Consider the following 25,057-nt stretch of genomic DNA (forward strand, 5'->3'; position numbering starts at 1 on the left):
ACGATGATTCCGTACGGGCGCCAAGATATAACCCAGGCTGACGTCGACGCGGTCGTCGCGGTGCTACAATCGGACTTCCTTACACAGGGGCCGGCTGTGCCGCGGTTCGAGCGGATTGTCGCCGATCACGTCGGTGCGCAGCATGCGGTTGCGATGAACAGCGCGACCTCGGCGCTGCATCTCGCCTGTCTGGCTTTGGGCCTCGGAGCCGGCGACCTGTTCTGGACTACGCCCGTCACCTTCGTTGCGTCGGCTAACTGCGCGCTTTACTGTGGAGCAACGGTCGATTTTGTCGATATCGATCCTGCGACCTACAATCTCAGCGTCCCGGCGCTTGCCGATAAGCTGGCGCAGGCCGAAGCGGCAGGCCGCCTTCCCAAGATCGTGGTGCCGGTCCATCTGTGTGGGCAATCGTGTGATATGGCGGCGATCGGCGCACTGGCTCGGCGCTACGGCTTCAAGGTGATCGAGGACGCCTCGCACGCGATCGGCGGCCGGTATCGCGGCACCTACATCGGCGATTGTAGCCATAGCGATATCACCATCTTCAGCTTCCACCCGGTCAAGATCGTCACCACCGCCGAAGGTGGTATGGCGCTGACCAACGATCCGGCACTTGCCGCACGAATGGCATTGTTGCGAAGCCATGGGATTACCCGCGACCCGGCGCAGATGGAGGGCGGCAGCGAGGGCGACTGGTATTATCAGCAGGTCGAGCTGGGCTATAACTACCGGATGACCGATCTTCAGGCTGCGCTGGGCGCCAGCCAGATGACGCGGCTTGATCCCTATGTAGCGCGTCGCCACGCCATCGCCGAACGGTATGACGCCTTGCTCGCCGATCTGCCGGTGACGACACCCGCACGCGCGGCAGACGCTTACTCCGCATTTCACCTCTACGTGATCCGCGTTTTGGAGTCCGATACCGCGCCGTCACGACAGACCGTATTTGCTCGTTTGCGTACAGCCGGGGTTGGGGTGAACGTCCACTACATCCCGGTCCACACCCAGCCATTCTACCGGGCGCTGGGATTTTCGGTCGGCGACTATCCGGAGGCCGAGCGGTATTACGCGGAAGCGATCAGCCTGCCCATGTATCCAACCCTTACCGAGCAGCAGCAAGACACGGTGATCGCCGCCCTGCAAAGAGCGCTGACCCCTTGAACATCGCCGTGATCCCCGCGCGTGGCGGCAGCAAGCGCATTGTACGGAAGAACATCAAGGATTTCTGCGGCAAGCCACTGATCGCCTGGTCGATCGCCGCAGCGCGCGAAAGCGGCTGCTTCGACCGGATCTTGGTTTCGACCGACGACGATGAAATTGCAGCGGTAGCCGAAGCATATGGTGCCCAAGCCCCCTTCCGTCGCCCCGCCGAACTGGCCGACGACTTCACTCCCACCGTACCGGTGATCGCGCACGCTGTGGAATGGGCCCAGCGGATCGCCCCGGTCGAGCGCGCCTGCTGCATCTACGCGACCGCCCCGTTGCTGCACAGCGACGATCTCGTCCGGGGCTGTGCGATGCTGGACGGAGAGCGGGACTACGCTTTTTCTGTGACGACCTTCCCGTTTCCAATCCAGCGCGCATTGCGGCTCGATGATCGAGGGCACGTTGGCATGATCGATCCGGCGCAGCGCGATACCCGTTCGCAGGATTTGGAGGAAGCGTATCACGATGCCGGTCAGTTCTACTGGGGGCGAACCGAAGCGTGGCTGGCGCACCGCCCGATTTTCGCCGCGCGGTCGGCCGCCGTCGTCCTGCCGCGCAAGCGGGTGCAGGACATCGATACGCCCGAGGACTGGGAGCGCGCCGAAACATTGTTTCGCATGCTCCGCGACAGCCGCCTCGACTAGATGGAAAGGTAGTAGGCCAAATGGGACAGAATGAGTTCGCAACCGAGCAGGAAGCGTTCTGGGCCGGTGAGTTTGGGACCGGCTACATTGCGCGCAATCAGAGTGACCAGCTACTCGCGGCCAATCTTGACTTCTTCGCCAAGGCACTGCGCCAGACCGGCGGCGTATCGAGCTGCCTTGAGTTTGGCGCTAATATCGGCATGAATCTAAAGGCACTTAATCTTCTGTTTCCGGGGATCGATGCCTCCGCGATCGAGATAAACGACGAGGCCGTGCAGCAACTGGGCAAGGTAATTCCGGAAACTAATATCCATCATCAGTCAATTCTCGACTATGTATCGAAACGGACGTTTGACCTAGCGCTCATCAAGGGCGTGCTGATCCACATGGATCCCGAGGTCCTGCCAGAGGTGTATGACACGCTGGTGAGCGCGACCGCTCGCTATCTGCTCGTCGCCGAATATTATGATCCGACACCGGTCGCGATCCCCTATCGCGGACATGAAGGACGCCTTTTCAAACGTGATTTTGCCGGAGAGATCATGGATCGCCACTCCACGATGCAGCTGTGCGACTACGGCTTCGTCTATCATCGCGACCCGCTATTCCCTCAGGATGACATCACTTGGTTTCTGATGGAAAAACGATAAGGCGCGGTCAAAGGAATGAAAGTTAGACGATGCTGACATATTGCAAGCGGTGCGTGATGCCGGATACCAAGCCGGACCTGCATTTGGATGCCGAGGGAATCTGCAACGCCTGTCGCAGCTACGAGGGCCGCAGGGAGATCGACTGGGACCAGCGTGCCATCGAACTGGAACAGGTCCTCGAAAAATATCGGCGCCGCGGCGGCGATAATTGGGATTGCATCGTTCCGGTCAGCGGCGGCAAGGACAGCACCTATCAGGTCGTACGGATGCTGCAGTTCGGGCTCAATCCGTTATGCGTTACCTCGACGACGTGCGACCTGACGACGATCGGTCGCAAGAATATCGAGAATCTGAAGCGCTTGGGCGTTGATTATATTGAGTTCTCGCCCAATCCGCTGGTGCGTGCCAAGCTCAACCGGGTCGGCCTGATGCAGGTTGGCGACATCTCGTGGGCCGAGCATGTCGGCATCTTCACCATCCCGGTGCGCGCAGCGGTGCAGTTCAATGTTCCCCTGATCGTCTGGGGCGAGAATTCCCAGAATGAGTATGGCGGCCCCGCGGCAGCGGCCGGCAATAATGTGCTCAACCGTCGCTGGCTCGAGGAGTTCGGCGGTCTGTTGGGGCTGCGCGTGACCGACATGGTCGGCCAGGAGGGGATCGAGGCCAAGCACCTCATCAGCTACACCTATCCCACCGACGAGGAACTGGCGCGGGTCGGCGTCACCGGCCTGTTCCTGGGTCACTATATTCCTTGGGATGGACTTTCCAACACGCTGATCTCGGTCGCCAACGGCTTTACGTCCTATGAAAAGGCGGCGGAAGGATCACTCGTCAATTACGAGAACCTCGACAATTATCAAACCGGGATTCACGACTATTTCAAATACATAAAATTTGGCTTTGGCCGCGCGACCGACCATGCTTGCCTGCATATCCGTCGCGGTCGGATGACGCGCCAGGATGGCCTTGACGCCGTTAAACGGCTCGACGGCCGCTTTCCTTGGGAATATCTTGGCAAATCGCTGGCAGATATACTGGAACCCCTGGAGATATCGGTCGATGAGTTCATCCGTATCTGCGACAACTTTACCAACAAGAAGATTTTCCGACGCGATGTCGCCGGCAATCTTTTGAAGGATCGCCACGGCAACCTCACCAAGCTGAATTCGGATAACGTATGAAGCTTAAGGCGGTGAAAGCCGGAATATGAAGGTCGGGATCATCGATTACGGGGTCGGCAACCTGGGGTCAGTGGCGCGCGCGCTGGAGGCGTTGCGCGCCACCCCGGTCCTGATCGAGCGACCGGTCGACATGCACCTGAACGATTGCCTGATCCTGCCCGGCGTCGGCAGCTTTACCGATTGTGCCCGCTTGCTCGATCAGGGCGGCTGGACTGACGCGATCAAGCAGGAAGTGCGCGCGTTTTCCCGACCACTGCTGGGGATTTGCGTCGGAATGCAGCTGTTGGCGGATTTTGGCACGGAGGGTGCCATCGATGGTGATCCGCGCGGCACGCCGGGCCTGGGCTTCGTCCCGGGCAGCGTCGACCATCTGAGCACACTCGGCTGCACGCTGCGGCTGCCACACGTCGGCTGGAACGAGATCACACGGGGCGAAACTCCGGACAATCTGTTCGACGGAATTTCGGACGGCACCGATTTCTATTTCACTCACAGCTACGCGTTTGCGGCGACCGATCCGTCAGACGTGATCGCCACTACCGATTACGGGGTACCGGTAACGGTCGCGGTACGGCGTGGCCATGTCTGGGGGACCCAGTTTCATCCCGAAAAGAGCTCGCGGGCCGGTTTCCGGTTGCTCGCCAATTTTCTGGCAGGACCGCAATGCTGAAGGTTAGGGTCATCCCCACCCTTTTGTGGAAAAACTTCGGGCTGGTGAAGGGCATCGGCTTTGACAGCTGGCGCCGGGTCGGTCCGGTCTTGCCGGCAATCAAGGTCTACAACCAGCGTGAGGTCGACGAGCTTGTACTGGTGGATATCACTCTGTGTGGTACGGACGAAACGCCGGATTATGAATCGATCGCCGATTTTGGTCAGGATTGCTTCGTACCGCTCGCGGTCGGTGGCGGGATCGTCAACATCGAACAGGTCCGCCGCCTGCTGCGCGCGGGCGCGGACAAGGTAACGGTCAACACCGCTGCCTATACGACGCCCAGCCTTGTTGGCGACATCGCGGCGCGGTTCGGCGTACAGTGCGTGGTGGCCAGCATCGACGTCCGTTGCGAAGGCAACGGTGTCTGGCGGACGTATAGCAACGCAGGCTCGGTACCGACGGGGCGCGAGGTCATCGAATGGGCCCGCGAGCTGGAAGACCGGGGTGCAGGTGAAATCCTGCTGACATCCATCGAACGCGATGGGACAATGGAGGGCTACGACCTACCGCTGATCGAGGCAGTGGCGGCGGCGGTAAAGATTCCGGTGATCGCATCAGGCGGTGCGGGCAATTACCGGCACATGGTCGACGCCGTCATCCAGGCTGGCGCATCAGCCGTCGCAGCGGCCAGTATCTTCCATTACACCGAACAGACGCCTGCTGGCGCGAAAGCAGCGCTGGCCGAAGCCGGTATCCCGATCCGACAGACCTTTTCCGCGCCCGCGCTGGAGATTTGACCATGCGGATCGCGGTGCGTTGCGACGCGTCGACAAGGATCGGCACCGGCCATCTGCGCCGCTGCCTTTCCTTGGCCGACGCCTTGCAGGCGCTGGGAGCGGAGCCTCGTTTCGTCATTCGCTGCCACGACGCTGTGGCGGAACGGATCATGGCGACGCGCCGCTACCCCGTGATCTGGCTTTCTCCGCCCGGCGACGTGCCCGCGCCCGTTGCGAACGCGCCAGCCCATGCGGCCTGGGCTGGAGTGACCGAAGCCGGTGATGTGATCGAAACCATCACCGCATTGCGCGAATGGGTGCCCGAGTTTGTCATCGTCGATCATTATGCGTTCGGCGCGCGCTGGCACATGACGATCCGCGACGCGCTGCACTGCACCGTCGTCGCGATCGATGACCTGGGCGACCGTGCGCTTGGCGCCGACATACTGCTCGACGCCAATGCGGCAGCCGATCATACCGCGAAATATGCAGGCCGTCTGGCGAGCGGCACGCGAACGCTCGTCGGACCGCGGTTCGCAGCGCTGGCGTCCTCCTACCGATCGGCCCCCCGCTACACCTTCGACACGGCGGTACGGAGCATCGGAATTTTCATGGGCGGCATGGACGAGCACGACGCCTCCGGCGCTGCGCTACGAACCCTGCGGAACGACGTCGGGTTCGCTGGCGCGATCGAGATCGTGACGACTGCTACGGCGCCTCATGCAGATGCGTTAGCGCAGGCGTGCGCGACCGATGGCAACGCTGCGCTATCGACTGATCTGCCCGACCTCAGTGCATTCTATGCCCGGCACGATCTGCAGATCGGCGCGGGCGGAACGTCCAGCTACGAACGTGCCTGCATCGGGGTGCCGACGATCGCAGTGGTGCTGGCGGAAAACCAGCTGACTGTCGTGCCGATCTTGACTCGACTGGGCCTTGTTCGCGGCGCAACGATCCCGGGCATAGCGGCTACGGGCCTTCTATCCGAAGCAGGCGACCTCGCCACCGTCGCCACCGATTTAATTGCTCGGCCCGATCAACGTCGTGTGCTGGCGGAACGATCACGGCAGCTGGTCGACGGGCGCGGAGCCGAGCGGGTCGCTCTGTCGCTGCTGGGAAATCGAATGACCCTGCGTCCGGCGGTTCTGGCGGATGCGTCTATGCTCCACGTCTGGCGCAACGATCGATCGACGCGTGCCGTCTCGATCAACGGCGACGCGATCGACTATTCCGATCATCTGGCCTGGCTCGCCGCAGTGCTGGCTTCGCAGACCCGTCAGTTGTTCGTTGCCGTCGTCGGCACGCTTCCAGTCGGAGCAATCCGCTTCGACCTGAATGAATATGAGGCTTGGGAAATCTCAATTTATACCGATCCGGCTTTACATGGGTTGGGACTGGGGTCCAAAATGCTCGAGGCCGGGGAAATCGCGATAATGGGCGCAGGTGACGGCGACGTCGTCTTCCACGCTAGGGTTGAACCCGGCAATCAGGCATCGTCGCGGATGTTCGAACGCGCTGGCTATCATTTTCAACAGGACCGACTGCGCAAGGTTCGGGACGGGAGAATTGAACGATGACGATAGCGCAGGCTCATACGGGCGAGCTCCTGCCCCTGAAGCGCGCGATCGCGCGACCGAGCATTCCGGTCTATCTTTTCCACCGCTTTCAAGAACGAATTCGCAGCCCGGGCATGCGCAAGCGGCTGTCGAGCGCGATCGCACTGTTTCGGGGCGGGCGGACAACGACGGCCATGTCCGACATGACGACACTCGACCGCGACGGGACGATGATGCTGCCTGGCTATCTCTCTCCCGATCGGGCCGCAGAACTACGCGCCGTTCTGGCAGCCATGCCGTGTCGGGACCCTTGGAAAGCCGACCGCGGAACATTCGTGCTTGCGGATGCGCCAGTCGACACCCACGTCGCCGACATCGTCGAGGCACCGTTGCTGAAGGCCGCGCACGACATAGCGTTCGACGAAAGACTGCTGGCGCTGGCAGCCGAGTATTTTGGCAGCACGCCCTATGTCGATAGTATTCAGGCGTGGTGGTCGCTGGCGAGCAGCGGCCAGCCCGAGGAAGCCGAGAATTTTCATCGCGACAATGACGGAATCCGGTTCCTCAAATTTTTTCTGTATCTGACCGATGTCGATGATACGCAGGGGCCGCATAAGTTCGTGCTGGGATCGCATGTCGAACCCAGATTGCTCGATCGACGTCGTCTGACCGATGCGGAGGTTGAGGAGGCCTTCGGTGCCGGGCGAATCAAGACGGTCACGGGTCGAGCCGGCGACGCCTTCATCGAGGACACTTTTGGAGTTCACAAGGGCCAGCAGCCGGCGTCGGGAACGCGGTTGCTTCTTCAGGTGCGCTACTCCATCACGCCGACAATCTTCCGATCACGGCTGATCGTTGATGCACCCGTACCCGATCGCGAGACCAGGCCGATCTCACTGATCCACGACGCCTGATCCGGCGCTGCCGCCTTCCTGTCCAATTTGCTCGTGATTGAATCCCCGCTGATGTCTTCTACCGCCCCACGCACTTTTCTCGTCATCGTGAATTCGGCGGCATACAGCCGCGAATATTTCACCCGCCTCGGTGCCTTTCTGCGGCAGCGTGGCGCGCGCGTGGCCTATGTGCTGGATTCCCATCTTTCGGACGTGATGAGCGGGGAGGATAGTCCGATAGAGAGCGCTTGGTATTTCAGTGATTATTGTCGCGACCGCCGCACCGAGCCTGTCGCATACCCTGCGGGAAATGTCCCGACATGGGACGTCTTGTTTTCCGATTTCGATCGATTTGTCACATTTGGCATGACTCCCCCGCTCGAACAGGGAGGCGGCGCACTGCGCTACGACGAGGCTGTGCTGCGGTTGCACGCCTTCTTTGCCGAGGTCTTCGACACAGTGCGTCCCGACGCGATCGTGTACGAACAGGTCAGCAACAGCTTCGCGATGGTCGCCTATCGCGAGGCGGAACGTCGCGGACTGCCGTTCTTCAGCCTCGCACCTGCCCGCATACCCGGCCATATCGAGATCAGCCCTACAGGAGCGTTGCGCGATCACGTAACCGTTGGCGCGCTGGCGGAGCGGATCTGTCGGACTGGCGGCTCGACCGAGGCGCGGCGGATCGCCGAACATTATATCGCCTCGATCGACGAACAGATGCCCGACTATATGCGTGCGGGAGGCGATGGCGCTGCGCTGATGGCGACCAGCATTACGGCGAAGTACCTCAATCGGCCGGTATTCAGTCGGTTGCGCCGTCTGTTGCGCTATCGCCGTATCCATCGTGACGACATGGCTCTGGCCTATCAGTTTGGCGATCCGTTGCTTGCATCCTGGGCGCTGTTCCGACGCGCGGTGAAGCGTCGCCTGCGGTTTCGCTCGGTCGCCCGTCTGTTTCAGCGCGACGTGCAAGCGCCCGCATATTTTCTCTATCCGCTGCATTTTCATCCAGAGGCGAGTACGTCGGTGCTCGCCCCGGATTTCATCAACGAGCTGAGCGTGATCCAGGCGATTGCGTTCCGCCTGCCGGTAAACGTGAAGCTGGCGGTGAAGGAGCATCCCTCGGCAACGGCGCTGCAGCCGCTGTCGTTCTACCGCGCGCTCGATGCCCTTCCCAACGTCGAGTTGCTCGCGCCCGACCTGAATGCAAAGGAGCTTGCGCGTCGTTCCTTGGGCGTCATCTGCGTCACCAGCACGTTGGGCTTCGAAGCTGCGGTGCTGAACAAGCCGGTCATCTGCTTCGGCGACGTCCTGTTCGGCTATTTCCCGAACGTCCGCATGGTCGAGAGCTATACCGGACTGGACGAGGCATTGGCTTGGGCGATGGGCTATCAACCGGTCGATCCTGCGGACATCGTCACGGCAATGACCGCCTATGTCGAATATGCCGACGAGGGTAGCTTCAGCTTCAAGGGCTCTCTAGCCAACGAGACCGCGATCGACCATGTCGCCGGACTGTTGATGACGAAGATGGCGCAACGCGATATCGAGCGGGCAGGTCGGGCAACGGGCTAACACGCTGAACTGGCCAGCTGACTGCCACGGGGGCATGGCTCCACAAGACGACGGAAAATGGTCTATGAACACGAAGCCGATCACCATTGATGGCCGTGAGGTCGGGCCTGACAGTCCGCCCTATGTGATCTGTGAATTGTCGGGGAACCACAACGGCTCGCTGGAGCGAGCCTTGGAGCTTATCGACGCGGCAGTCGAAACCGGCTGCGACGCGATCAAGATTCAGACCTACACCCCCGATACAATGACGATCGACAGTGATCTGCCCGATTTCCGGATCAACGGCGGGTTATGGGACGGGCGCACGCTGCACGACCTGTATCGTGAGGCGCATACCCCGTACGAATGGCATGCGCCGCTGTTCGCGCGCGCCAGGCAGCACGGCGTTACGATCCTGTCGACTCCGTTCGACGAAACCGCGGTCGACCTGCTGGCGAGCCTCGATTGCCCGGTCTACAAGATCGCATCATTTGAGATCACCGACCTGCCACTGATCGACTATGTTGCGCGTCAGCAGCGGCCGATGATTATGTCGACCGGGCTGGCAAGCCTCGGCGAGATCGAGCGTGCGGTCACGACCGCGCGGGCAAGCGGGTGCGACGACATCGTGCTGCTACATTGCATCAGTTCCTATCCGGCACCGACCGATCAGGCGAATGTCCGCACCATCCCCCACCTTGCCCAGGCGTTCGATGTCCAGGTCGGCCTGTCAGACCATACCCACGGCACGGCGACTTCGGTTGCGGCTGTCGCGCTGGGTGCAACGGTCATCGAGAAGCACTTCACGCTGGCTCGGGCTGATGGCGGGCCGGATGCAGCCTTCAGCCTGGAACCCGATGAGTTCCGCCGGCTGACCGCCGATTGTCGCGACGCCTGGCAGGCGCTCGGCGAGGTGTCGTATCGGCTGCAGCCGGCGGAGAAGCAGAATATCGTCTTCCGCCGGTCACTTTACGCGGTGCGCGACATCGCCGCCAATGAGGTGCTCGGCGCCGACAACGTCCGGTCGATTCGCCCCGGGCACGGATTGGCACCCCGCTACCTTCCGGACGTGATCGGCATGCGCGCGCGCGGTCCGATCGCACGCGGGACACCACTGGCGTGGCCGTTGCTCGAATAATGATCCGCCCTTCGTCCCCCAACCATTCGCATGGCTTCAGAAGCGAGCGCCTATGGCCATTTGGCCTCGTCTGACGCGAAACAGCGGCGCGACCTTGCGGCGATTGCTGCCGATCAAAGGGATTGGACAGACCGGGATGGTGGCGGCAGGCGCGACGTCGATCATGCTGCGTGCGCTACTGTTGCTCGGCAAGTTCGCCTTCATCGTCGCGCTGGCGCGCTACACCAATCCGGCCACGGTTGGCCTGTACGCACTGCTGGTAACGATTGTCACCATCGCGATCTACGTCATTGGTCTGGAGCTTCACACCTTCACCACACGCGAGATCGTGTCTGACGATGACGACGGGCGAGGCGCAGAGCATATCCAGAGCCACCTGCTCACCGTTGGCGGCGCGTTCTTGGTCGCGCTGCCGGTAATCTATGGTTTTGGCATCTTCCTCGGGATCACCGGCAAGTTCAATTTTGCGCTGCTGTCCGCAATCCTGCTGTGCGAGTCCGTTGGTCAGGAACTCGGCCGCTATCTGATGGTAATGATGCGACCGGTCGCATCGAACCTGCTGCAATTCATCCGTGGAGCGGCATGGATGCCGGTGCCGCTGATCGCTCTACTGACCACAGCGCCAGCGCATACGATCGACACCATCCTGTTGTCTTGGCTGGCGGGAGCCGGTGCCGCTTGCGCGTTTGGATTTTGGACAATCCGCGCATATCTAGTGCGACCGCAGCGCTACCGCTTGGCCTGGCTCGGCCAGGCGTTCTTGAGTGCGCGACATTATTTCGTTGTCGCGCTGCTAACACAGGTTCAATATTACTCGGATCGCTTCATTGTCCAGCGCTCGATGGGCGAGAGCTCTGTTGGAGTTTACTCCTTCTATCAAAGCTTCGCCAATACCATGATGACCTTTGTCCAGACCGGAGTGATTGCAGTCTTGCTACCGCGCCTGCTGCGTGCCGCGAAGCAGCAAGATCGGACTATTGAGCGTGAAACCCTCACGTCGATGCTGGTATGGTCGATGACGCTGGCGCTGGCGATCTCGGGTGTCTTGGCCGGGGGGATGCCGTTTCTGTTGGACCAGGTTCAAAAGGCGGCCTATGCTGGCGCTCTTCCAGCATTTTACGTTCTGCTGATCGGTAATCTGCTGCTGATTGCCGGCATAGTCGTGCATTTTGGCCTGTATGCCCGACGCCGGGATGCGGACCTGATGCGTGTATCGCTCGCTGTCATTCCCTTAAGTCTGCTGATAAACATCTTCGTCATTCCGCGATTTGGAATTTTGGGCGCGTCGGTCACATTCTCTACGACCGCGCTGCTGGAACTTGCGATAAAATCAATCTTGCTGTGGAAGCTGGATAGAAAGACTCCGACACAATGACGACGAAGGTTGTTAGAATGGCGACCGCATGGCCATTCCGCCAGTTTCATCGTGGCGTCGACCGAATAGAAGATAAATGGAACGCGTGGCGAACCTATTGCCGGGCACGGTCGCTTTTTCCAGCGGCGGAGGACCTGTCGATCGCACTGTCGACGCAATTTAAATATCGCGAGAATATTGTAATCGGCAGCGGTGTAATGATCGGTCCCGAGACGGTGATAGGGGCTCGCTCACCAGTGGTGCTTGAAGACCATGTCCGCATCTCCCAAGGCGTCACCATCGAAACGGCAACGCTCGACTTGTCGCAACCCACCCCCTACCCCCATATTTCGAGACCTATCACAATCGAGCATGGCGCGTGGATCGGCACGGGAGCGATGGTCTTGGGCGGGGTCACGATCGGCCGCTATGCCGTGGTCGGCGCAGGGGCGATCGTGACGAAGGACGTCGCACCGCACCAGATCGTCGTGAGCGCCCGACCCCACGTCCTGCAAGACAGGCTGGCTGGAACGCATTACCGGGACGGCGGCGAGATTGCCGGATAGGCCGGCATCTACGCATACGCGGGTTGAAGTGACGTTGTGACACAGAGTTGGCGCAAGGGTCGAACTTGCCCCGTTCCCATGCGTGACCTAGTCGCGATCAAAGGCCCGCAGCCACGCGCGCTGCCCGTCGCTGTCGAGGATTGATGCGCATGACCGAAGGATTATGGGCGCGCTACGGCTTCCTGGGCCTTTTGCGGCTGTTCGGTGACGTGTTGTACACCAGGCTGGTCCACCGCGGCGCGCGGATCGTCCGCCGGCCCGCCTATATTCGCGGTGCGCGTCATATTCGGCTGGGCGCGGGCTTCACCGCTGGCGTCGGCCTTCGGATCGACGCGTTTCCAACCACCCCCGGAACAGTGGTCGACATCGGCGCGGACGTTCAGGTCAACGATTACGTACACATCGCCGCGATCAATCACATCACCATCGGCGACGGCACGCTGATCGCGAGCAAGGTCTTCATAACGGATCACAATCACGGCAGTTATCAAGACCATGACCGGCAGTCCGCACCCGATGTGCCACCGGCCCTGCGACCGCTGGCGTCACGACCGGTGTGGATTGGGCGCAACGTCTGGATCGGCGAGCATGTCTGTATCATGCCCGGCGTCATGATCGGCGATGGCGCAATCATCGGCGCAAGCGCGGTCGTAACCAACGACATTCCCGCGAATTGTATTGCGGTCGGCGCGCCGGCGCGGGTGATCCGACGGTTCGATCCTACAACGACAGGCTGGCTACGCCCGGAATTCTTGGTGCCCAGTCCAGCCGATGCGATCGAAGCCCATGCTTGAACGTCCAGGCCAAGGCCAGCTCTATCCCATGCCAGAACCTGCGGCCGCCACGATCGACGACCGGCCCGACGGCCTGTTCTTCAAGGGTATGTTCGCGGCTGCCTATGCTCTGCTCATCATCGCCAGCATCCGCTTCGTCCGCGACGACATTGCGCTACTGGACAATATCAATATCGCCCGGATCGCGTTGGTTGCGTTGTCCAGCGCGCTATGGATCGGCCGTTCGACCATCGACCGCTCGCTACCACTGTCGGTCGTCACAATCGGCATGGTCCTGTCGCCCTATCTTTTGACTGAGGCGATTGTGTCGTATGTCGACATAATATCTCTACTGATCTTCTCCGCGGCAATCGCCAAATCTCGCGATCCGGAAAAGTTCTTCATATATACCGCATATGCTTCCTTGGCTTTAGTTGCCCTTATTGCACTCTTAGCTACCGTAGGCGTCCTTCCATCTACATCATTTGAATGGAATGGACGAGTCAAAGAATCTTTTGGCTTTACCAATCCTAATACGTTCTTTTTCTATATATTTTCTTCTGCTTTCGTATTTTTCATATACCGGCAGTCTCGCGGCCTAATAATATGTGGCATATTTATCGCTGTCATGTATTTGAGCGTCGGCAGCCGTACTTTTGCGTTGGCATATGTATTCATCGCTACAGGGTATTACTTTTCTAACCGAATAAATGGCGGGATGACACGCTTTGGTCTGTTATCTGCCATCGTTGGCGTAACGCTGACCGGGATAGTGACGATCTACTTTCCACGGGCATTTTCTGACTGGACGCTCTCAGTTATTGGAATTGATTCCGATGAACTTTTCTCGAGCCGCCTTTCACTCATGGAATTCGAACTGTCCTACTCAACACTCAACAATGCAGAGTTCTGGCTGGGCGGACTTAAAAACGTATCGGATTCAATGTACGCTTATTTTGTCAATGGATTTGGACTTTTACTGTCAGTTATATTTCTTCTGGCCATGTTTTCCCGTACGATTAACCTTTCGATGAGATATGGCTCTGCCCCGCTGGTCTTCGTGCTGACTTTTCTGATGATCGGGATCGTCGAAGTTCCATTCGACGGATCGGCACTGATGTCGCTGCTCTTCATCTATGCTCTCTTTTACGATCAAGGCGCGTTCTTCCGCTGGAGCAACGCCACCCGGTCGAACCTGCCGCCAATGGCGAACGCCCGATGAGGGAGCGGCATCTGGTCGTGTCCGCCGTCAATTTCAGCGAGGGCGGGCCGCTGACCATTCTGCGTGACAGCCTGGCGGCCGCGGCAGCGACGCTGGGCGAACAATGGCGGATCACGGCGCTGGTCCATGACCATGCTCTCGTCGATCTACCCAATGTCGAGACGTTGGCCTTCCCCCGGTCCAAGTCGAGCTGGTTCCACCGCATCGCTTTGGAATGGTGGACCTTCGCGCGATTATCCCGCCGCTTGAAACCTGATATGTGGCTCTCGCTCCACGATATGACGCCACGCGTCACGGCCCGCAGGCAAGCCGTCTATTGCCACAATCCGTCGCCCTTCTACGCGCCCAGCATGACCGAGGCATGGTACGATCCGGGCTTTTTCGCATTCAACAAGCTGTACCTGTGGCTCTACCGGGCCTTTATCGGGCGCAATTACGCGGTGATCGTGCAGCAGGATTGGCTTCGGCGGGAACTGCGGCGTTATCATCGCAACGTCGTCGTCGCGCATCCGAGCATGCCGGCCGCAGCGACCGTGCGCCCCTCGCCCACAACGCTGCGGCGACCGGATCGCACTGCTCCACTACGGCTGCTGTACCCGGCGCTACCGCGCGTTTTCAAGAATATCGAAACCGTGTGCGGTGCCATGGCCCGGCTACCCGAGCCACTGCACGGCCGCGTCGAACTGCGCCTGACGATGGACGGCAGCGAAGGGCGTTGGGCACGAGCTTTGTATCGGCGGTACGGCGCCGATCCCGCACTCCGCTTTATTGGACGACAGGATCGTACCGGAATGGCTGCTGAATATGCCGATTGCGACATGGTGTTGTTTCCGTCGCGACTGGAAACTTGGGGCCTGCCCATCACCGAGGCAAAGATGCTCGGCAAGCCACTGCTGGTCGCCGACCTGCCATATGCGCACGAGACAGTCGGCGAGTATGCCGACGTGTCGTTCGTCGACGCTCGCGATCCCGCCGCATGGGCGGCCGCAATCAGCGCGGTCGCGAATGGCGATTGGATACCGCAAGGCGAGCGGGGCACCGACCCCGCCGCTCCTTTCTACGCTGACTGGCCGTCATTGTGGGCCTATCTGATCAGGGATCTGTAATGCGGCTGTCGGCATCCTTGGTGCTCTACAACAACGATCCGGCGGAGTTCGGCGCAGCGATCGCAAGCTATTTGGACGGCAGCGATGGCACGCTGACGGTAATCGACAACTCGCCCGTTTCACTGACCCATCCCCTGTTCTCCAACAATCGTGTGGAATACGTCTTTGCGGGCGAGAACCTGGGCTTTGGACGTGGACATAATCGGGCGCTGGCGATGATCGGCAACCGGTCGGACGCTCACCTGCTGCTCAATCCTGACGTTGCCTTCGGCGCCGACGTATTGCCTGAACTGATCGCATTCCTTCGCGCACATCCCGGCGTTGGCGCCGTCATGCCAAACGTCCGCTACCGCGATGGATCGCTTCAGCAATTGTGCAAGCTTCTGCCGACTCCGGTCGACCTACTTCTGCGGCGATTCCTGCCGATCCCGGCACTGCGGAGGTGGATTAACCAGCGGTATGAACTGCACGGACTGTCGCAGTCGGCACCTTCCGCCATCCCGTCGCTGTCCGGCTGCTTCCTGCTGGTACGGACAGAGGCGCTCGGCGCCATTGGCGGTTTTGACGAACGCTACTTCATGTACATGGAGGACGTCGATCTGGTACGGCGGATCGGAGATCGCTGGACCACGATGTATGAACCCCGCGTATCGGTAACTCATGGCTTTGCGAAAGCATCCTACTCCGATCCCCGATTACGAGCGGCGCACATTCGTTCGGCACTGATATATTTTGCGAAATGGGGCTTCGTCCTCGATCGCACCCGTCGGGTTCGCAATCGCGCCACGCTCGATCAACTACTCCGGCAGCGATAGCGGCCTCAACCTTGCCTTTCCCCGGGCTGCGGGGTAATCCGCATATACGGACCGCATCCCTTGTGAACGGATATGGTAGTCACTGCTAGATCTGTAAGATGGTATTAGGTATGCGGATTGTCATCACGTTTCTGGTGGCTTGCTTCATGGTGGGCGGGTGCGCGACGACGCGCGTACAACCCGACGGAAGCGTGACCCAACTCGCAGCAACCGCACTCCCCGCTCCGACCCGCACCTATGCTGGTATCGACCGCCCATATTATATCGGGCCGCTCGACCAGCTTTCCATCAGTGTCGTCGGGATCCAGGAGTTGAACCAGAACGACATTCAGGTCGATACGAGCGGGCGGATTACTTTTCCGCTGATCGGCGCGGTCGAAGCGTCGGGCAAGACCCCACTCGAAGTTGCTGGCATGATCGAGCGCGGCTTGCGCTCACGCTATGTCCGCGACCCCCACGTTACCGTCAACGTCAAGAATACGGTAAGCCAGGTCGTGACCGTCGATGGCCAGGTACGCGAACCCGGCATGTATCCGGTGGTTGGTCGAATGACGCTGTTGCGCGCGATCGCGGTCGCCAAGGGAACGACTGAATTCGCCAAACTGGACGATGTCGTCGTGCTTCGCACGGTCGATGGAAGGAACTACGCCGCGCTGTATAACCTCGATGCGCTACGCAAAGGCAACTATGCCGATCCTGACATCTATACCGGCGATGTTGTCGTCGTGGGTGACTCCAAGTCACGTCGCCTGTTCAGGGACCTCCTGTCGATCGTACCCTTGCTGACGACACCGATCATCGTTGCTCTACAAAATTAATGATGGCTATGCGGTAAAGAGCTTAAACTTAGGCATAACGTGGTGTCCGATCTCGGGCTTGGGATAGGTTGGCATGGTTGCGATTGCCGCATGGCACTGCCTTCAGAGCACCTGAATTGCATGTCAGTCCTTCATCTGCCGGATGCACAAAGGAACATCATGGGCACGCCTGATCCGGCTACCTTGATCTAGCCATGAACGACGCCACCAAGCCGCTTCCGGCCCTGTTTCGGCGCCTGCGCTACCAGATCCTGCTGGGCTGGCTTATCGCCGTAGCGATGCCGATCGCACTCAGCTGGATATTGCTCGACATTCCTGTCTACATGTCGACCCAGTATATCACTGCGATCGGAGCCAGTATGTCGTTGGCCGCGGGGGTATTCGCGTTCCGGCGGCTCCACATCTTTCCTGGCATCGCTGCCGGCGGCTATGTCGTGATGGCGATATCGGCGACGTTCGGCCTCCTCGCGATCGCTCTTATCCTGCTCAGGCTGGACTATAGCCGCGTTCTCCTAACCGTCATCTATATCGCCTCGGTAATCGTTTTCACCCTCATGCATCTCCTGATCGGATCGCGTCAGCGTTACCGAATGGGGGTCGTGCCGGGTGGGCGGACAGAAGATCTACCTCTTTTGAAGAAGGTCGTATGGTGCAGGCTTGAGCGGATAGACATGACCGTCCCGGCCCTCGACGGCGTCGTCGCCGATCTGCACTTCGACCATAGCGACGCCTGGGACAAGCGCATCACCGACCTCGTCCTCGACGGCATTCCGGTTTACGACGTCAGGCAGGCGATCGAACAGCTTACCGGGCGAGTGGAAGTCGAGCGTTTGTCGGAGAACACGCTCGGGGCGCTCAATCCCAACGATATCTTCTTGCAGATCAAAGCCGGTGTCGATGTAGTCGTGGCCGCTGTCGCCCTGCTGCTGCTCGCGCCGCTTATGATCGTGATCGGATTGGCGGTCCGGTGGGAAACGCCAGGTCCGGCGCTGTTCCGGCAGTATCGAACAGGCTTTCGTGCCCGGCCTTTCATCGTCCACAAGTTTCGGACGATGCGCATCGCCGATCCTGCGACGCTTGACGCCAGTGACGATCGGACACGCGCCATGACCCAGGTCAACGATACGCGGATTACCCGGCTAGGTGCTTTCTTGCGGCGCACGCGGCTGGACGAGCTCCCGCAACTCATCAATGTCGTCCGCGGCGAGATGAGCCTGATCGGTCCACGCCCCGAAGCGGCTGAACTCACCTCATGGTACGAACAGGAAATCCCGTTCTATCACTATCGTCACATCATCAAACCCGGCATCACCGGCTGGGCACAGATCAATCAAGGTCACGTAACGGCAGTCGCCCAGATACGTGAGAAATTGCACCTCGACTTCTACTACGTGAAGAACTTTTCCTTCTGGCTTGACGTGCTGATCGTCATTCGGACGTTACAAACCATGATTTCTGGATCCGGCGCGCGCTGAAAGACTCCATTCCTGCTCGCCCCGAGCCGGACCTCACTCCCCCACCGGGCTTTCCCCGTGTTTCCGCAGCACGTCGTTGAACGCCTCCGCCATCAGCGACTGCAGGCTCCGTCCCTGACGCCGGGCCAGCGTGTGCATGGCGAAGGACATGTCGGGTGTGAAGAAACCGGCGATCTGTTTGCGACCCTCGCGGCTGCTCGTGCGGGGTTCGGGTTCCGACGCTGGTGCCGGCGTCGCGACGGGATCGGGCGTGCGGGCGCGGAGATTGGCGAAGCTGGGCTTGCGGCTCATGGGCGGGCCTTTCTGAAACGAGGTGTCGGCATGTCGAGTTGTCGACACGTCCACCGGTAGAATTCGCGGATCTCCTCGGCCGCCTTGCCGGCGGGTTCCGCCTCCATCACCGACCGGCCCTCGGCCGAGGCGTGGCGATAGGCGGCGCGGTCGGGCAGGATCACCGGACAGGGTGGCGTGCCGAACCCCTGCACCAGTTCGCCGGCCTCCTGATAGATACGCGGTGCATTCGGTGGCCCGGCGGTGAAGACGACGAAGGCGGGCTTGCGCAGGAGCTGGACGAGCTTGGCGCTGGTCTGGATCGCGGACAGGTCGAACGCGCTCGGGCGGCAGGGGATCAGCACCAGGTCGGCGATCTCGACCGCGGCGCGCGCGGCGCTGTCGGCATGGGGCGGCGTGTCGATGACGATGACCTGCGCCCCCTGCCCCTTCGCGGCCTCGATCTTGGCGGCGAGGCGGGGCGGCGGGCTGTCGATCACTTCGGGCGGGGTATCCTGTCGCCAGACGGCCCATTGGCTGGCGGTCGCCTGCGGATCGGTATCGACGATCAGCGACACCGCGCCGGCGTCTTGCGCGGCCGCGGCGAGGTGAATGGCCAGCGTGGTCTTTCCCGCGCCCCCCTTCTGGCTGATGATCGCGATGGTCTTTCCGGGCGTCTTCATGTCGCCATCTCTACATGTCGACACGACGACACTTCAACCTGTTTCGACAAGTCGACGATCCGACACCCGTCCACGCTGCCTCGGGCGCTTCAGTCATGATCGTCCGATCCGGAAACCGCTTGCTTCCCTCAGGGAGCATTGCGGCGGCGTAGCCGACGCTCCTGTCTTTTGTTCGGATTTATTGGCTTGTTGTCGGGCGATCGCCTTGCCTCTGATCGTCATGAATCTCGTCGTTGGCCGTTTAGGCCAACTCCGCTTTTCTTGAGAACAAGTGAATCCATTAGCGGTTGCGGATGATTTTGAGACTCGCAAGCGATGCGATCGAGCTTCGCGCCCAGCGAGGCGAGAACCCGGCCCAGCACCCCCCCGACCGTCGTCTGTGCGAGTTCGCGGCATGATAGCGTCGCGTGCATCGCCGCCACGTCCTCCTCGCGCGCCTGCGCATGCTGGAGCGCATCGACCGGGATCGGCGCGGGGCGTAGCCAGCGCGGCAACAGGCCGAGGATCCGCCCCGGCAGCAACGGGCGATAGACGTTGGACGTCTGGGCATAGCGCGGGGCGCGGCCCTCCGTTGGGCCGACCGCCCCCTCCCCCACGCACTCGACCCGCTTGAACCGGCGTTGCCGCGCGAGGAAACCCGCCGCCTCCAGCGCCGACAGCGCCCGCGCGACGGTGGCGCGACCCAGCGCGGTCGCTTGCGCCAGATGGTCGTAGCTGGGAAAGACGCGGCCCGCGTTTAGCCGCGCCAGCGTGCAGATCTCCTCATAGACACGCACCGCCCCCGCGGTCAGCGCCGCAAGCGCGCGCTCGGTCGCGGACAGATCGCGCGCCTCCACGCGTGCGGCGCGCTTCAGACGGCGTCCGGCGTCCAGCGCGGCGCGCGCCATGCGCAGCAGCCGGTCGGTCTCGCCTCTGGCGGGCACCGCGAAAAACAGGTCCTCGAACGTCCCCGCCTCGATGCTGCCGCGCAGCACCGGCGCACCGGTGCGATGCGGCGCGCCCGAACGCGCGGGCGGCTTCGCGGTCGTTCCGGTCGGCCGGACGCGGCCGAGCGCCAGCGCCGTCGCCTCCCCCAGAGTAAACGCCGTCATCTTCCATCCCCCTTGAGGGCTGGGACCGGGACAAAAAGAGGGCGTGGCGCGAAACGCGCATCCTTGAACTGACGTTCGTTCGGGGGTAGATGGAGGGAGTTAGATGACTCCGGTTCGACGTTTGGCGACGTCGCTCCAACGATACCCTTGGGATGCCCGGCCTTCGTGCCGGGCTTTCCTTTATGTGGTCACAGCCGCTCCGATAGCTTTGTTCGCCGGCCCCGCTGCCGACCCCCCGCTTGTTGCAGCAAAAATCCAACAGCGAAAGCGTTCCCGGTTCGTGCTTTCGAGTAGGAAATCAGAAAACTTGTCCATTTCGGTCGCAATTGAGCGTCCGAGTTCGTGCTTTCGGGTAACAATTCACGCTCGACTTCGTGCTTTCGAGTAGGAAATACCGTGAAAGTTCGTGCTTTCGGGTAGAAATTACTTGGCGTCGGCCGAATCGGCCGGGGTTGCCAGCGCGGGTGATTCGGGCTCGGTCCTTACGCGCCGGGAGATGACGACGCTGACCGGTGCGGTCTTGCGCCCCCGCCCCGTCTTGACCGCCGGCTTCTCGGGAGTTTCCGCATCCGCCGCGGTTTCGATCAGCGCGATGTCGTAATCGGGAATCGTATCGGTGCCGGCGATCTGCTTCAGCGCGGCACGGAAGTTCGACAGCGGGTTCTGGTAGCCGATCTGGAGGCGGAAGGTCGCCAGATCGATCTCCAGCCGCGCCACGCCGTCCGGCCCGTCCTCGCAAGTCGAGCGCGCGACCTCGTAGATGCGCCGCTCGATCGGGCCGAGCTGGAAATAGGCGGCGGCATAGTCGAGCACCTGGCGGTCGCGCAGGATCGCGCGGAACAGCCAGTCGCACAGCCGCACCTTCACCGCCTTCAGCCGACGCTCGCCGGTCTTGGTGCGCGAATAATGCAGCCGCGCTTCCGACAGCCACGAGAAGAAGCCCTCCTCCCCCTCCCCGCCCGCTTCGATGTTGGTCTTGATCTGCGTGCCCTGCAGCCGCTCCAGCGCCTCCGACAGCCGGCCATAGGAGCGCGCCGAGTGGTTGGCCCCGGTGACCGAGAACAGGTCGTGCGCGGTGAAGACGAAATCCTGCGCGACATCCTCCCCCGCCTCGATCTTCGCGGCCATCAGGCTGGCGATGTAGAGTACGATCTCCTTGTCGTAGATCGTCGCGACGCCGCTGGCGGACGGACGCACCTCGATCGACACGGTCGCATGATCGTAGGTCAGCGGCTTCATCCACGCATTCTTGCTGAGCGCGAAGAACGGGAACGCCATCAGCGACCGCTCGCCACGGATCTCGGCGGTCAGCGGGCTGTCGAGCTGGAACAGGTCGCGCTGCGGCGCGCGGGCGGCGGGCGTTCGGGCGGGCTTTCTGGCGTCCCGGGTGCGGGCCGGGGTGCGGGCGGGGGTGGTCGGTCGGGCCATCGTCATTTCCTACTCGAAAGCACGAACTTTTGGCATCCCCGTCCGGACGCCCCCCGGCCCCGGGCCCTGCCCCCGCTCCCGCGATCGCCCGGCCATCCCCGTGGGATGCCCCGATTTAGCCAGGTTGCATCGGGGCCGGTGGGTGCAGCGCATGGGGAATGGGGCGGGCGGGGCATGACGGGAAAGCGGCGTCGACACAGCGTAAACGGCGAAAGTTCGTGCTTTCGAGTAGGAAATCGTTCGCCGCCCCGATCCGCTCTCCGGCGGGACATCCAGCGGCCGGTCCAGCGGCCGGTCTATGGGTCCCTGGGGTGCGACGACCCGACATGTCGACAGATCGACAGTCAGGGTCGTTCAGCGGGCGAGCGCCAGTCGCACCATCATCTGCCGCACGCCCGCCGGAGAGCGCGCCAGCACCGATGCGATATCGTCGACGACGTCCCCGGCCTCCACGCGGTCGCGCAGCAGGGTGATGTCGGTTTGCGTCCAGCGCCGCTCGGGCGCGACCGGACGCTCCGGCTCAGACATTGCGGACCCAGCGCGTGCGCGTGACGGCCCCGGCGATGACCTTCTTCTTGAAGATCGTCCGCATCCGCTCGGCATCGTCGCCGTTCATGAACACGACGCGGGTGCCGCCCGACAGGATGGTCTCGATCGCGCTGATCGCAGCGCCGTTCTTCAACGCGCTGGCGCGGACTTCGGCTTCGGTGGCGGTGATGTTGATCGCTCGCGACATCGTCGTTCCATTCGTAATTCTGGCAGGGGATAAATAAGCTGACGATCGCGATCGTCGCCGCGCGAGCCTATCGTTTGATGGTCAGCATCGCGACGGGGTCGGCTTTGGTGGACACCGCCGAGGCATTGGTTTTGATCTTTTCCGCCTTGGGCTTGCGGACTTCCTTGTTCGACTTACGCTGGCTCTTTGCCATGCTCGATGTCCTTACGGGCGATACGCCCATGTGCAGGGTACGCTATTTGGCGAGAACTGACGTATGAATTCGCCCGACCGGGGCGAAAGCGGTCGGGACGGCGGGAGAGGGCAGCGGGGCAGGGCGGCCGCACGGCATCACCGTCGATCGGTCGACTTGTCGACACATCGACACTGGGAGAGGAGTGAAGACCCCTTGCGGATTCAGGCGACGCCGAGCGTCCCGCGCACGCCGTCGCGCGGTGTCGCCGCCTCTTCGGGCGTCACGAACCCCTCAAGATCGGCCACCTCGAAGAACGGCCGGATCTCCATCTCGCTGCGGCCCGGCATGACGTTGGGACAGCGTCTGGCCCAGGCGACCGCCTCGTCCATGTCCCTGACCTCCCAGATCGAAAAGCCCGCGATCAGGCCGTCGGCGGGGAAGGGGCCGTCCACGACGCTGCGCTCCTCTCCCTCGCTGATGATGCGCTTGCCCTCCGCACTGGGCTTCAGGCCCGCCGCGGCCACGAATATGCCGGCCTCGGCCAGCTCCTCCGTAAAGCGGTCCATCGCCGCAAACGCCGCGATCATTTCGGGCGTCGGGGCCAGACCCTGCTCGCTGTCCCCGGACACCTTCGCAAACACCATCACCCGCATCGCCTGCCTCCCTGTTGGCCGACCCGTCCGGAGCGTCGCGGGACGACGAGCGATGGTGGCCGACATCATCGACGATCGTCAATGGGCAGGGCAGGGTGGTCCCATCGCACGATCGACATGTCTGCTTGTCGACACGACGACAGGTCGGCCCACCTTCAACTCAGCCCGAGTACGCGATCGTGATCCTGGCCCGGACCGACGATCCGGTGAACGAACACCCGGTCGGGCAGGGCCGAGTAGAGGATGCCGTATCCTTTCCAGGACCGCCGGCGAATGCCATGCCGCTCGTAACGCGGCACGAGCGGAAAGCCGTGCGGAAGGTCCGCAAGTCGCCCCGCCACATCGCGCAGTTCGGCCACGAACGATATCGCGCGGGCTGGATTGTCCTGCGCGATGAAGCGGGCGGTCCGGCGAAGATCGGCGACGGCGCCCGACGACAGGACGGTTTTCACGACCGCGCGCGGCCGTCCATCGCCTTCAGATCGGCCAGCACCGCGTCGCAGACGACATCGAGGTCGGTGCCGCCCCCTGCGTCCATCTCGATCAGACTGGCCGCGATCGAGCCGTCCAGCTCGCGAAGCCAGCGCTGCTCGTCCTCGATCCCGCCGCGGTCACGGCGGATCAGATCGCGCACATAGTCGCTCGCGCTGGCATAATGGCCGCGATCGATCCGGTCCTGGACATAATCCCGCATCGGATCGGGCAGCGATATGTTCATGGATGCCATGACGATGTCTCCGGCTGCATCATGGCAAATATTGCCATTCGCGGCAATTCCGACGATCCGTATGTAGACGCGTATGCCTGTCGACATTCCGACAGGACGAAAAGCGGGATGGAGGCCGGCTCTAGAGCGACCAGCCCCCGTCGATCACGGTAGCCGCCCCGGTCACGAACCCGCCCAGGTCCGAACACATCCACAGCACCGCCTCGGCGATCTCCTCCGGCTTGCCGAGCCGGCCGACCGGTTCGAGGTCGATCGCCTTCTGGATGTCGCCTCCGGTGAAGCGGTCCATCATTGGCGTTTCGATATTGCCGGGCAGCACGGCGTTCACCCTGATCCCCTGCGCCGCATAGTCCAGCGCGGCCGATCGCGTCAGGCCGATGATGGCGTGCTTGGATGCGGCATAGGCCGCCCCGCCGGCCACGCCGCGGATGCCCGCGCCCGACGAGGTGTTGACCACCACGCCGCTGCCCTGACGCACCATCTGCGCCAATTCGTGCTTCATGCAGACGAAGGTTCCGCGCAGGTTGATGTTCAGGATGCGGTCCCACTCCTCCAGCGCGATCTCGGCCACGGGCGCGGCCTCGTTCTCCACCCCGGCATTGTTGAAGGCGATGTCGAGCCGGCCGAACGTCGCCACGACCCGGTCGATCGCCGCCTCGACCTGTTCGGGCCGGGCGACGTCGCAGGCCAGTGTCAGCGGCTCGCCGCCAGCGCTGCGGATGACCTGCGCGGTGTCGTGCAGCGCCGCTTCGGTCCGGTCGAGAATGGCGACGCGTGCGCCCTCGCGCGCGAAGGCGACGGCCGTCGCGCGGCCGATGCCGCTGCCTGCGCCGGTGACGAGGGCGACCTTGTCGTTGAAACGATGGAAATCGGACATGCGTTTGGGCCTCGTGAAGTCGGGTGCAGGGGCGA

29 protein-coding genes are annotated in these 25,057 nt (G+C 61.9%); 18 read left to right on the plus strand and 11 right to left on the minus strand.

All coding sequences use genetic code 11. The features are described 5' to 3' along the window. The first annotated feature begins 3 nt into the window (after window positions 1-3). The 18 genes from pseC (at window position 4) to ASG07_RS16615 (ending at window position 18,382) form a co-directional block, all read left to right on the plus strand. On the plus strand, window positions 4-1,164 hold the full coding sequence (pseC, locus tag ASG07_RS16530; protein ID WP_055849580.1) for a UDP-4-amino-4,6-dideoxy-N-acetyl-beta-L-altrosamine transaminase: 1,161 nt from the start codon (window positions 4-6) through the stop codon (window positions 1,162-1,164). Next, window positions 1,161-1,853, plus strand: coding sequence for a pseudaminic acid cytidylyltransferase (pseF, locus tag ASG07_RS16535; RefSeq protein WP_055849583.1), 693 nt, complete (start codon window positions 1,161-1,163; stop codon window positions 1,851-1,853). The genes pseC and pseF overlap by 4 nt, the downstream gene beginning before the upstream one ends. A 20-nt stretch (window positions 1,854-1,873) precedes the next feature. After that, window positions 1,874-2,503, plus strand: a complete 630-nt coding sequence (locus tag ASG07_RS16540; RefSeq protein WP_055849584.1) for a pseudaminic acid biosynthesis-associated methylase — start codon at window positions 1,874-1,876, stop codon at window positions 2,501-2,503. 29 nt (window positions 2,504-2,532) lie between these two features. Beyond that, complete coding sequence (locus ASG07_RS16545) at window positions 2,533-3,684, plus strand: N-acetyl sugar amidotransferase (protein ID WP_082474916.1); 1,152 nt, start codon at window positions 2,533-2,535, stop codon at window positions 3,682-3,684. A gap of 25 nt (window positions 3,685-3,709) precedes the next feature. Continuing rightward, complete coding sequence (hisH, locus tag ASG07_RS16550) at window positions 3,710-4,354, plus strand: imidazole glycerol phosphate synthase subunit HisH (RefSeq protein WP_055849586.1); 645 nt, start codon at window positions 3,710-3,712, stop codon at window positions 4,352-4,354. Then, a complete protein-coding gene (gene hisF / locus ASG07_RS16555; protein WP_055849590.1) occupies window positions 4,348-5,133 on the plus strand; it encodes an imidazole glycerol phosphate synthase subunit HisF in 786 nt (261 codons plus the stop codon). The genes hisH and hisF overlap by 7 nt, the downstream gene beginning before the upstream one ends. Window positions 5,134-5,135: 2 nt before the next feature. Then, the gene (gene pseG, locus ASG07_RS16560; protein ID WP_055849593.1) at window positions 5,136-6,689 is read left to right on the plus strand and encodes a UDP-2,4-diacetamido-2,4,6-trideoxy-beta-L-altropyranose hydrolase; all 1,554 of its coding nucleotides are present in this window, start codon (window positions 5,136-5,138) and stop codon (window positions 6,687-6,689) included. Then, on the plus strand, window positions 6,686-7,582 hold the full coding sequence (locus tag ASG07_RS16565; RefSeq protein ID WP_055849596.1) for a phytanoyl-CoA dioxygenase family protein: 897 nt from the start codon (window positions 6,686-6,688) through the stop codon (window positions 7,580-7,582). Before pseG ends, ASG07_RS16565 begins: the two co-directional genes overlap by 4 nt. Before the next feature lie 33 nt (window positions 7,583-7,615). Further along, the gene (locus ASG07_RS16570; RefSeq protein ID WP_236694764.1) at window positions 7,616-9,136 is read left to right on the plus strand and encodes a capsular polysaccharide export protein, LipB/KpsS family; all 1,521 of its coding nucleotides are present in this window, start codon (window positions 7,616-7,618) and stop codon (window positions 9,134-9,136) included. A 64-nt stretch (window positions 9,137-9,200) separates the two neighbouring features. Next, window positions 9,201-10,253 carry a pseudaminic acid synthase gene (gene pseI, locus ASG07_RS16575; protein WP_055849605.1) on the plus strand — a complete coding sequence of 351 codons (1,053 nt, stop codon included), beginning with the start codon at window positions 9,201-9,203 and terminating at the stop codon, window positions 10,251-10,253. 52 nt (window positions 10,254-10,305) lie between these two features. Beyond that, a complete protein-coding gene (locus ASG07_RS16580) occupies window positions 10,306-11,628 on the plus strand; it encodes a lipopolysaccharide biosynthesis protein (protein ID WP_156361933.1) in 1,323 nt (440 codons plus the stop codon). A 17-nt stretch (window positions 11,629-11,645) separates the two neighbouring features. After that, complete coding sequence (locus tag ASG07_RS18060) at window positions 11,646-12,173, plus strand: acyltransferase (protein WP_269082639.1); 528 nt, start codon at window positions 11,646-11,648, stop codon at window positions 12,171-12,173. Window positions 12,174-12,322: 149 nt separating this feature from the next. Beyond that, window positions 12,323-12,967 (plus strand): DapH/DapD/GlmU-related protein, encoded by a 645-nt coding sequence (locus ASG07_RS16590; RefSeq protein WP_082474919.1) that lies wholly within the window; start codon window positions 12,323-12,325, stop codon window positions 12,965-12,967. After that, window positions 12,960-14,168, plus strand: coding sequence for a hypothetical protein (locus ASG07_RS16595; protein WP_168377379.1), 1,209 nt, complete (start codon window positions 12,960-12,962; stop codon window positions 14,166-14,168). The genes ASG07_RS16590 and ASG07_RS16595 overlap by 8 nt, the downstream gene beginning before the upstream one ends. 17 nt (window positions 14,169-14,185) lie before the next feature. Next, a complete protein-coding gene (locus tag ASG07_RS16600) occupies window positions 14,186-15,274 on the plus strand; it encodes a glycosyltransferase (protein WP_168377380.1) in 1,089 nt (362 codons plus the stop codon). After that, window positions 15,274-16,089 (plus strand): glycosyltransferase, encoded by an 816-nt coding sequence (locus ASG07_RS16605; RefSeq protein WP_055849618.1) that lies wholly within the window; start codon window positions 15,274-15,276, stop codon window positions 16,087-16,089. The genes ASG07_RS16600 and ASG07_RS16605 overlap by 1 nt, the downstream gene beginning before the upstream one ends. Before the next feature lie 110 nt (window positions 16,090-16,199). Next, on the plus strand, window positions 16,200-16,907 hold the full coding sequence (locus tag ASG07_RS16610; protein WP_201781057.1) for a polysaccharide biosynthesis/export family protein: 708 nt from the start codon (window positions 16,200-16,202) through the stop codon (window positions 16,905-16,907). 194 nt (window positions 16,908-17,101) lie between these two features. Then, window positions 17,102-18,382 carry a sugar transferase gene (locus ASG07_RS16615; RefSeq protein ID WP_055849622.1) on the plus strand — a complete coding sequence of 427 codons (1,281 nt, stop codon included), beginning with the start codon at window positions 17,102-17,104 and terminating at the stop codon, window positions 18,380-18,382. Between the two features lie 33 nt (window positions 18,383-18,415). Here ASG07_RS16615 and ASG07_RS16620 read toward each other — a convergent pair whose 3' ends face one another. The 11 genes from ASG07_RS16620 to ASG07_RS16665 all read right to left on the minus strand — a co-directional run bounded on the left by ASG07_RS16620 (window position 18,416) and on the right by ASG07_RS16665 (window position 25,022). Beyond that, entirely contained in the window at window positions 18,416-18,673 is a 258-nt protein-coding gene (locus tag ASG07_RS16620) for a ribbon-helix-helix domain-containing protein (protein WP_055849624.1), read from the minus strand. Then, entirely contained in the window at window positions 18,670-19,335 is a 666-nt protein-coding gene (gene parA / locus ASG07_RS16625; RefSeq protein ID WP_055849627.1) for a ParA family partition ATPase, read from the minus strand. The genes ASG07_RS16620 and parA overlap by 4 nt, the downstream gene beginning before the upstream one ends. A 218-nt stretch (window positions 19,336-19,553) precedes the next feature. Then, window positions 19,554-20,426: a helix-turn-helix domain-containing protein gene (locus ASG07_RS16630; protein WP_055849631.1), complete on the minus strand. Its 873-nt coding sequence runs from the start codon at window positions 20,424-20,426 to the stop codon at window positions 19,554-19,556. 423 nt (window positions 20,427-20,849) lie between these two features. Then, window positions 20,850-21,854: a replication initiator protein A gene (locus tag ASG07_RS16635; protein ID WP_443024616.1), complete on the minus strand. Its 1,005-nt coding sequence runs from the start codon at window positions 21,852-21,854 to the stop codon at window positions 20,850-20,852. A gap of 354 nt (window positions 21,855-22,208) precedes the next feature. Further along, a complete protein-coding gene (locus ASG07_RS17360; RefSeq protein WP_156361936.1) occupies window positions 22,209-22,382 on the minus strand; it encodes a hypothetical protein in 174 nt (57 codons plus the stop codon). Next, the gene (locus ASG07_RS16640; RefSeq protein WP_055849634.1) at window positions 22,375-22,590 is read right to left on the minus strand and encodes a hypothetical protein; all 216 of its coding nucleotides are present in this window, start codon (window positions 22,588-22,590) and stop codon (window positions 22,375-22,377) included. The genes ASG07_RS17360 and ASG07_RS16640 overlap by 8 nt, the downstream gene beginning before the upstream one ends. A 67-nt stretch (window positions 22,591-22,657) precedes the next feature. After that, complete coding sequence (locus ASG07_RS18065) at window positions 22,658-22,783, minus strand: hypothetical protein (protein WP_269082640.1); 126 nt, start codon at window positions 22,781-22,783, stop codon at window positions 22,658-22,660. 203 nt (window positions 22,784-22,986) lie between these two features. Next, the gene (locus ASG07_RS16650) at window positions 22,987-23,418 is read right to left on the minus strand and encodes a YciI family protein (protein WP_055849642.1); all 432 of its coding nucleotides are present in this window, start codon (window positions 23,416-23,418) and stop codon (window positions 22,987-22,989) included. A gap of 155 nt (window positions 23,419-23,573) precedes the next feature. Beyond that, window positions 23,574-23,870, minus strand: a complete 297-nt coding sequence (locus tag ASG07_RS16655) for a type II toxin-antitoxin system RelE/ParE family toxin (RefSeq protein WP_055849645.1) — start codon at window positions 23,868-23,870, stop codon at window positions 23,574-23,576. Continuing rightward, window positions 23,867-24,145 (minus strand): type II toxin-antitoxin system ParD family antitoxin, encoded by a 279-nt coding sequence (locus ASG07_RS16660; protein WP_156361937.1) that lies wholly within the window; start codon window positions 24,143-24,145, stop codon window positions 23,867-23,869. The genes ASG07_RS16655 and ASG07_RS16660 overlap by 4 nt, the downstream gene beginning before the upstream one ends. A 121-nt stretch (window positions 24,146-24,266) precedes the next feature. Then, entirely contained in the window at window positions 24,267-25,022 is a 756-nt protein-coding gene (locus tag ASG07_RS16665; RefSeq protein WP_055849650.1) for a glucose 1-dehydrogenase, read from the minus strand. Window positions 25,023-25,057 lie beyond the last annotated feature (35 nt).

Source organism: Sphingomonas sp. Leaf343, from assembly GCF_001423765.1.
Taxonomy (GTDB): Bacteria; Pseudomonadota; Alphaproteobacteria; order Sphingomonadales; family Sphingomonadaceae; genus Sphingomonas.

Coding starts and splice junctions, on each gene's coding strand:
- pseC (WP_055849580.1), top strand. CDS start 4: ATGATTCCGTACGGGCGCCAAGATATAACCCAGGCTGACGTCGACGCG.
- ASG07_RS16540 (WP_055849584.1), top strand. CDS start 1,874: ATGGGACAGAATGAGTTCGCAACCGAGCAGGAAGCGTTCTGGGCCGGT.
- ASG07_RS16545 (WP_082474916.1), top strand. CDS start 2,533: ATGCTGACATATTGCAAGCGGTGCGTGATGCCGGATACCAAGCCGGAC.
- hisH (WP_055849586.1), top strand. CDS start 3,710: ATGAAGGTCGGGATCATCGATTACGGGGTCGGCAACCTGGGGTCAGTG.
- hisF (WP_055849590.1), top strand. CDS start 4,348: ATGCTGAAGGTTAGGGTCATCCCCACCCTTTTGTGGAAAAACTTCGGG.
- pseG (WP_055849593.1), top strand. CDS start 5,136: ATGCGGATCGCGGTGCGTTGCGACGCGTCGACAAGGATCGGCACCGGC.
- ASG07_RS16565 (WP_055849596.1), top strand. CDS start 6,686: ATGACGATAGCGCAGGCTCATACGGGCGAGCTCCTGCCCCTGAAGCGC.
- pseI (WP_055849605.1), top strand. CDS start 9,201: ATGAACACGAAGCCGATCACCATTGATGGCCGTGAGGTCGGGCCTGAC.
- ASG07_RS16580 (WP_156361933.1), top strand. CDS start 10,306: ATGGCCATTTGGCCTCGTCTGACGCGAAACAGCGGCGCGACCTTGCGG.
- ASG07_RS18060 (WP_269082639.1), top strand. CDS start 11,646: ATGGCGACCGCATGGCCATTCCGCCAGTTTCATCGTGGCGTCGACCGA.
- ASG07_RS16590 (WP_082474919.1), top strand. CDS start 12,323: ATGACCGAAGGATTATGGGCGCGCTACGGCTTCCTGGGCCTTTTGCGG.
- ASG07_RS16595 (WP_168377379.1), top strand. CDS start 12,960: ATGCTTGAACGTCCAGGCCAAGGCCAGCTCTATCCCATGCCAGAACCT.
- ASG07_RS16605 (WP_055849618.1), top strand. CDS start 15,274: ATGCGGCTGTCGGCATCCTTGGTGCTCTACAACAACGATCCGGCGGAG.
- ASG07_RS16610 (WP_201781057.1), top strand. CDS start 16,200: ATGCGGATTGTCATCACGTTTCTGGTGGCTTGCTTCATGGTGGGCGGG.
- ASG07_RS16615 (WP_055849622.1), top strand. CDS start 17,102: ATGAACGACGCCACCAAGCCGCTTCCGGCCCTGTTTCGGCGCCTGCGC.
- ASG07_RS16620 (WP_055849624.1), bottom strand. CDS start 18,673: ATGAGCCGCAAGCCCAGCTTCGCCAATCTCCGCGCCCGCACGCCCGAT.
- parA (WP_055849627.1), bottom strand. CDS start 19,335: ATGAAGACGCCCGGAAAGACCATCGCGATCATCAGCCAGAAGGGGGGC.
- ASG07_RS16630 (WP_055849631.1), bottom strand. CDS start 20,426: ATGACGGCGTTTACTCTGGGGGAGGCGACGGCGCTGGCGCTCGGCCGC.
- ASG07_RS16635 (WP_443024616.1), bottom strand. CDS start 21,854: ATGGCCCGACCGACCACCCCCGCCCGCACCCCGGCCCGCACCCGGGAC.
- ASG07_RS17360 (WP_156361936.1), bottom strand. CDS start 22,382: ATGTCTGAGCCGGAGCGTCCGGTCGCGCCCGAGCGGCGCTGGACGCAA.
- ASG07_RS16640 (WP_055849634.1), bottom strand. CDS start 22,590: ATGTCGCGAGCGATCAACATCACCGCCACCGAAGCCGAAGTCCGCGCC.
- ASG07_RS18065 (WP_269082640.1), bottom strand. CDS start 22,783: ATGGCAAAGAGCCAGCGTAAGTCGAACAAGGAAGTCCGCAAGCCCAAG.
- ASG07_RS16650 (WP_055849642.1), bottom strand. CDS start 23,418: ATGCGGGTGATGGTGTTTGCGAAGGTGTCCGGGGACAGCGAGCAGGGT.
- ASG07_RS16660 (WP_156361937.1), bottom strand. CDS start 24,145: ATGGCATCCATGAACATATCGCTGCCCGATCCGATGCGGGATTATGTC.
- ASG07_RS16665 (WP_055849650.1), bottom strand. CDS start 25,022: ATGTCCGATTTCCATCGTTTCAACGACAAGGTCGCCCTCGTCACCGGC.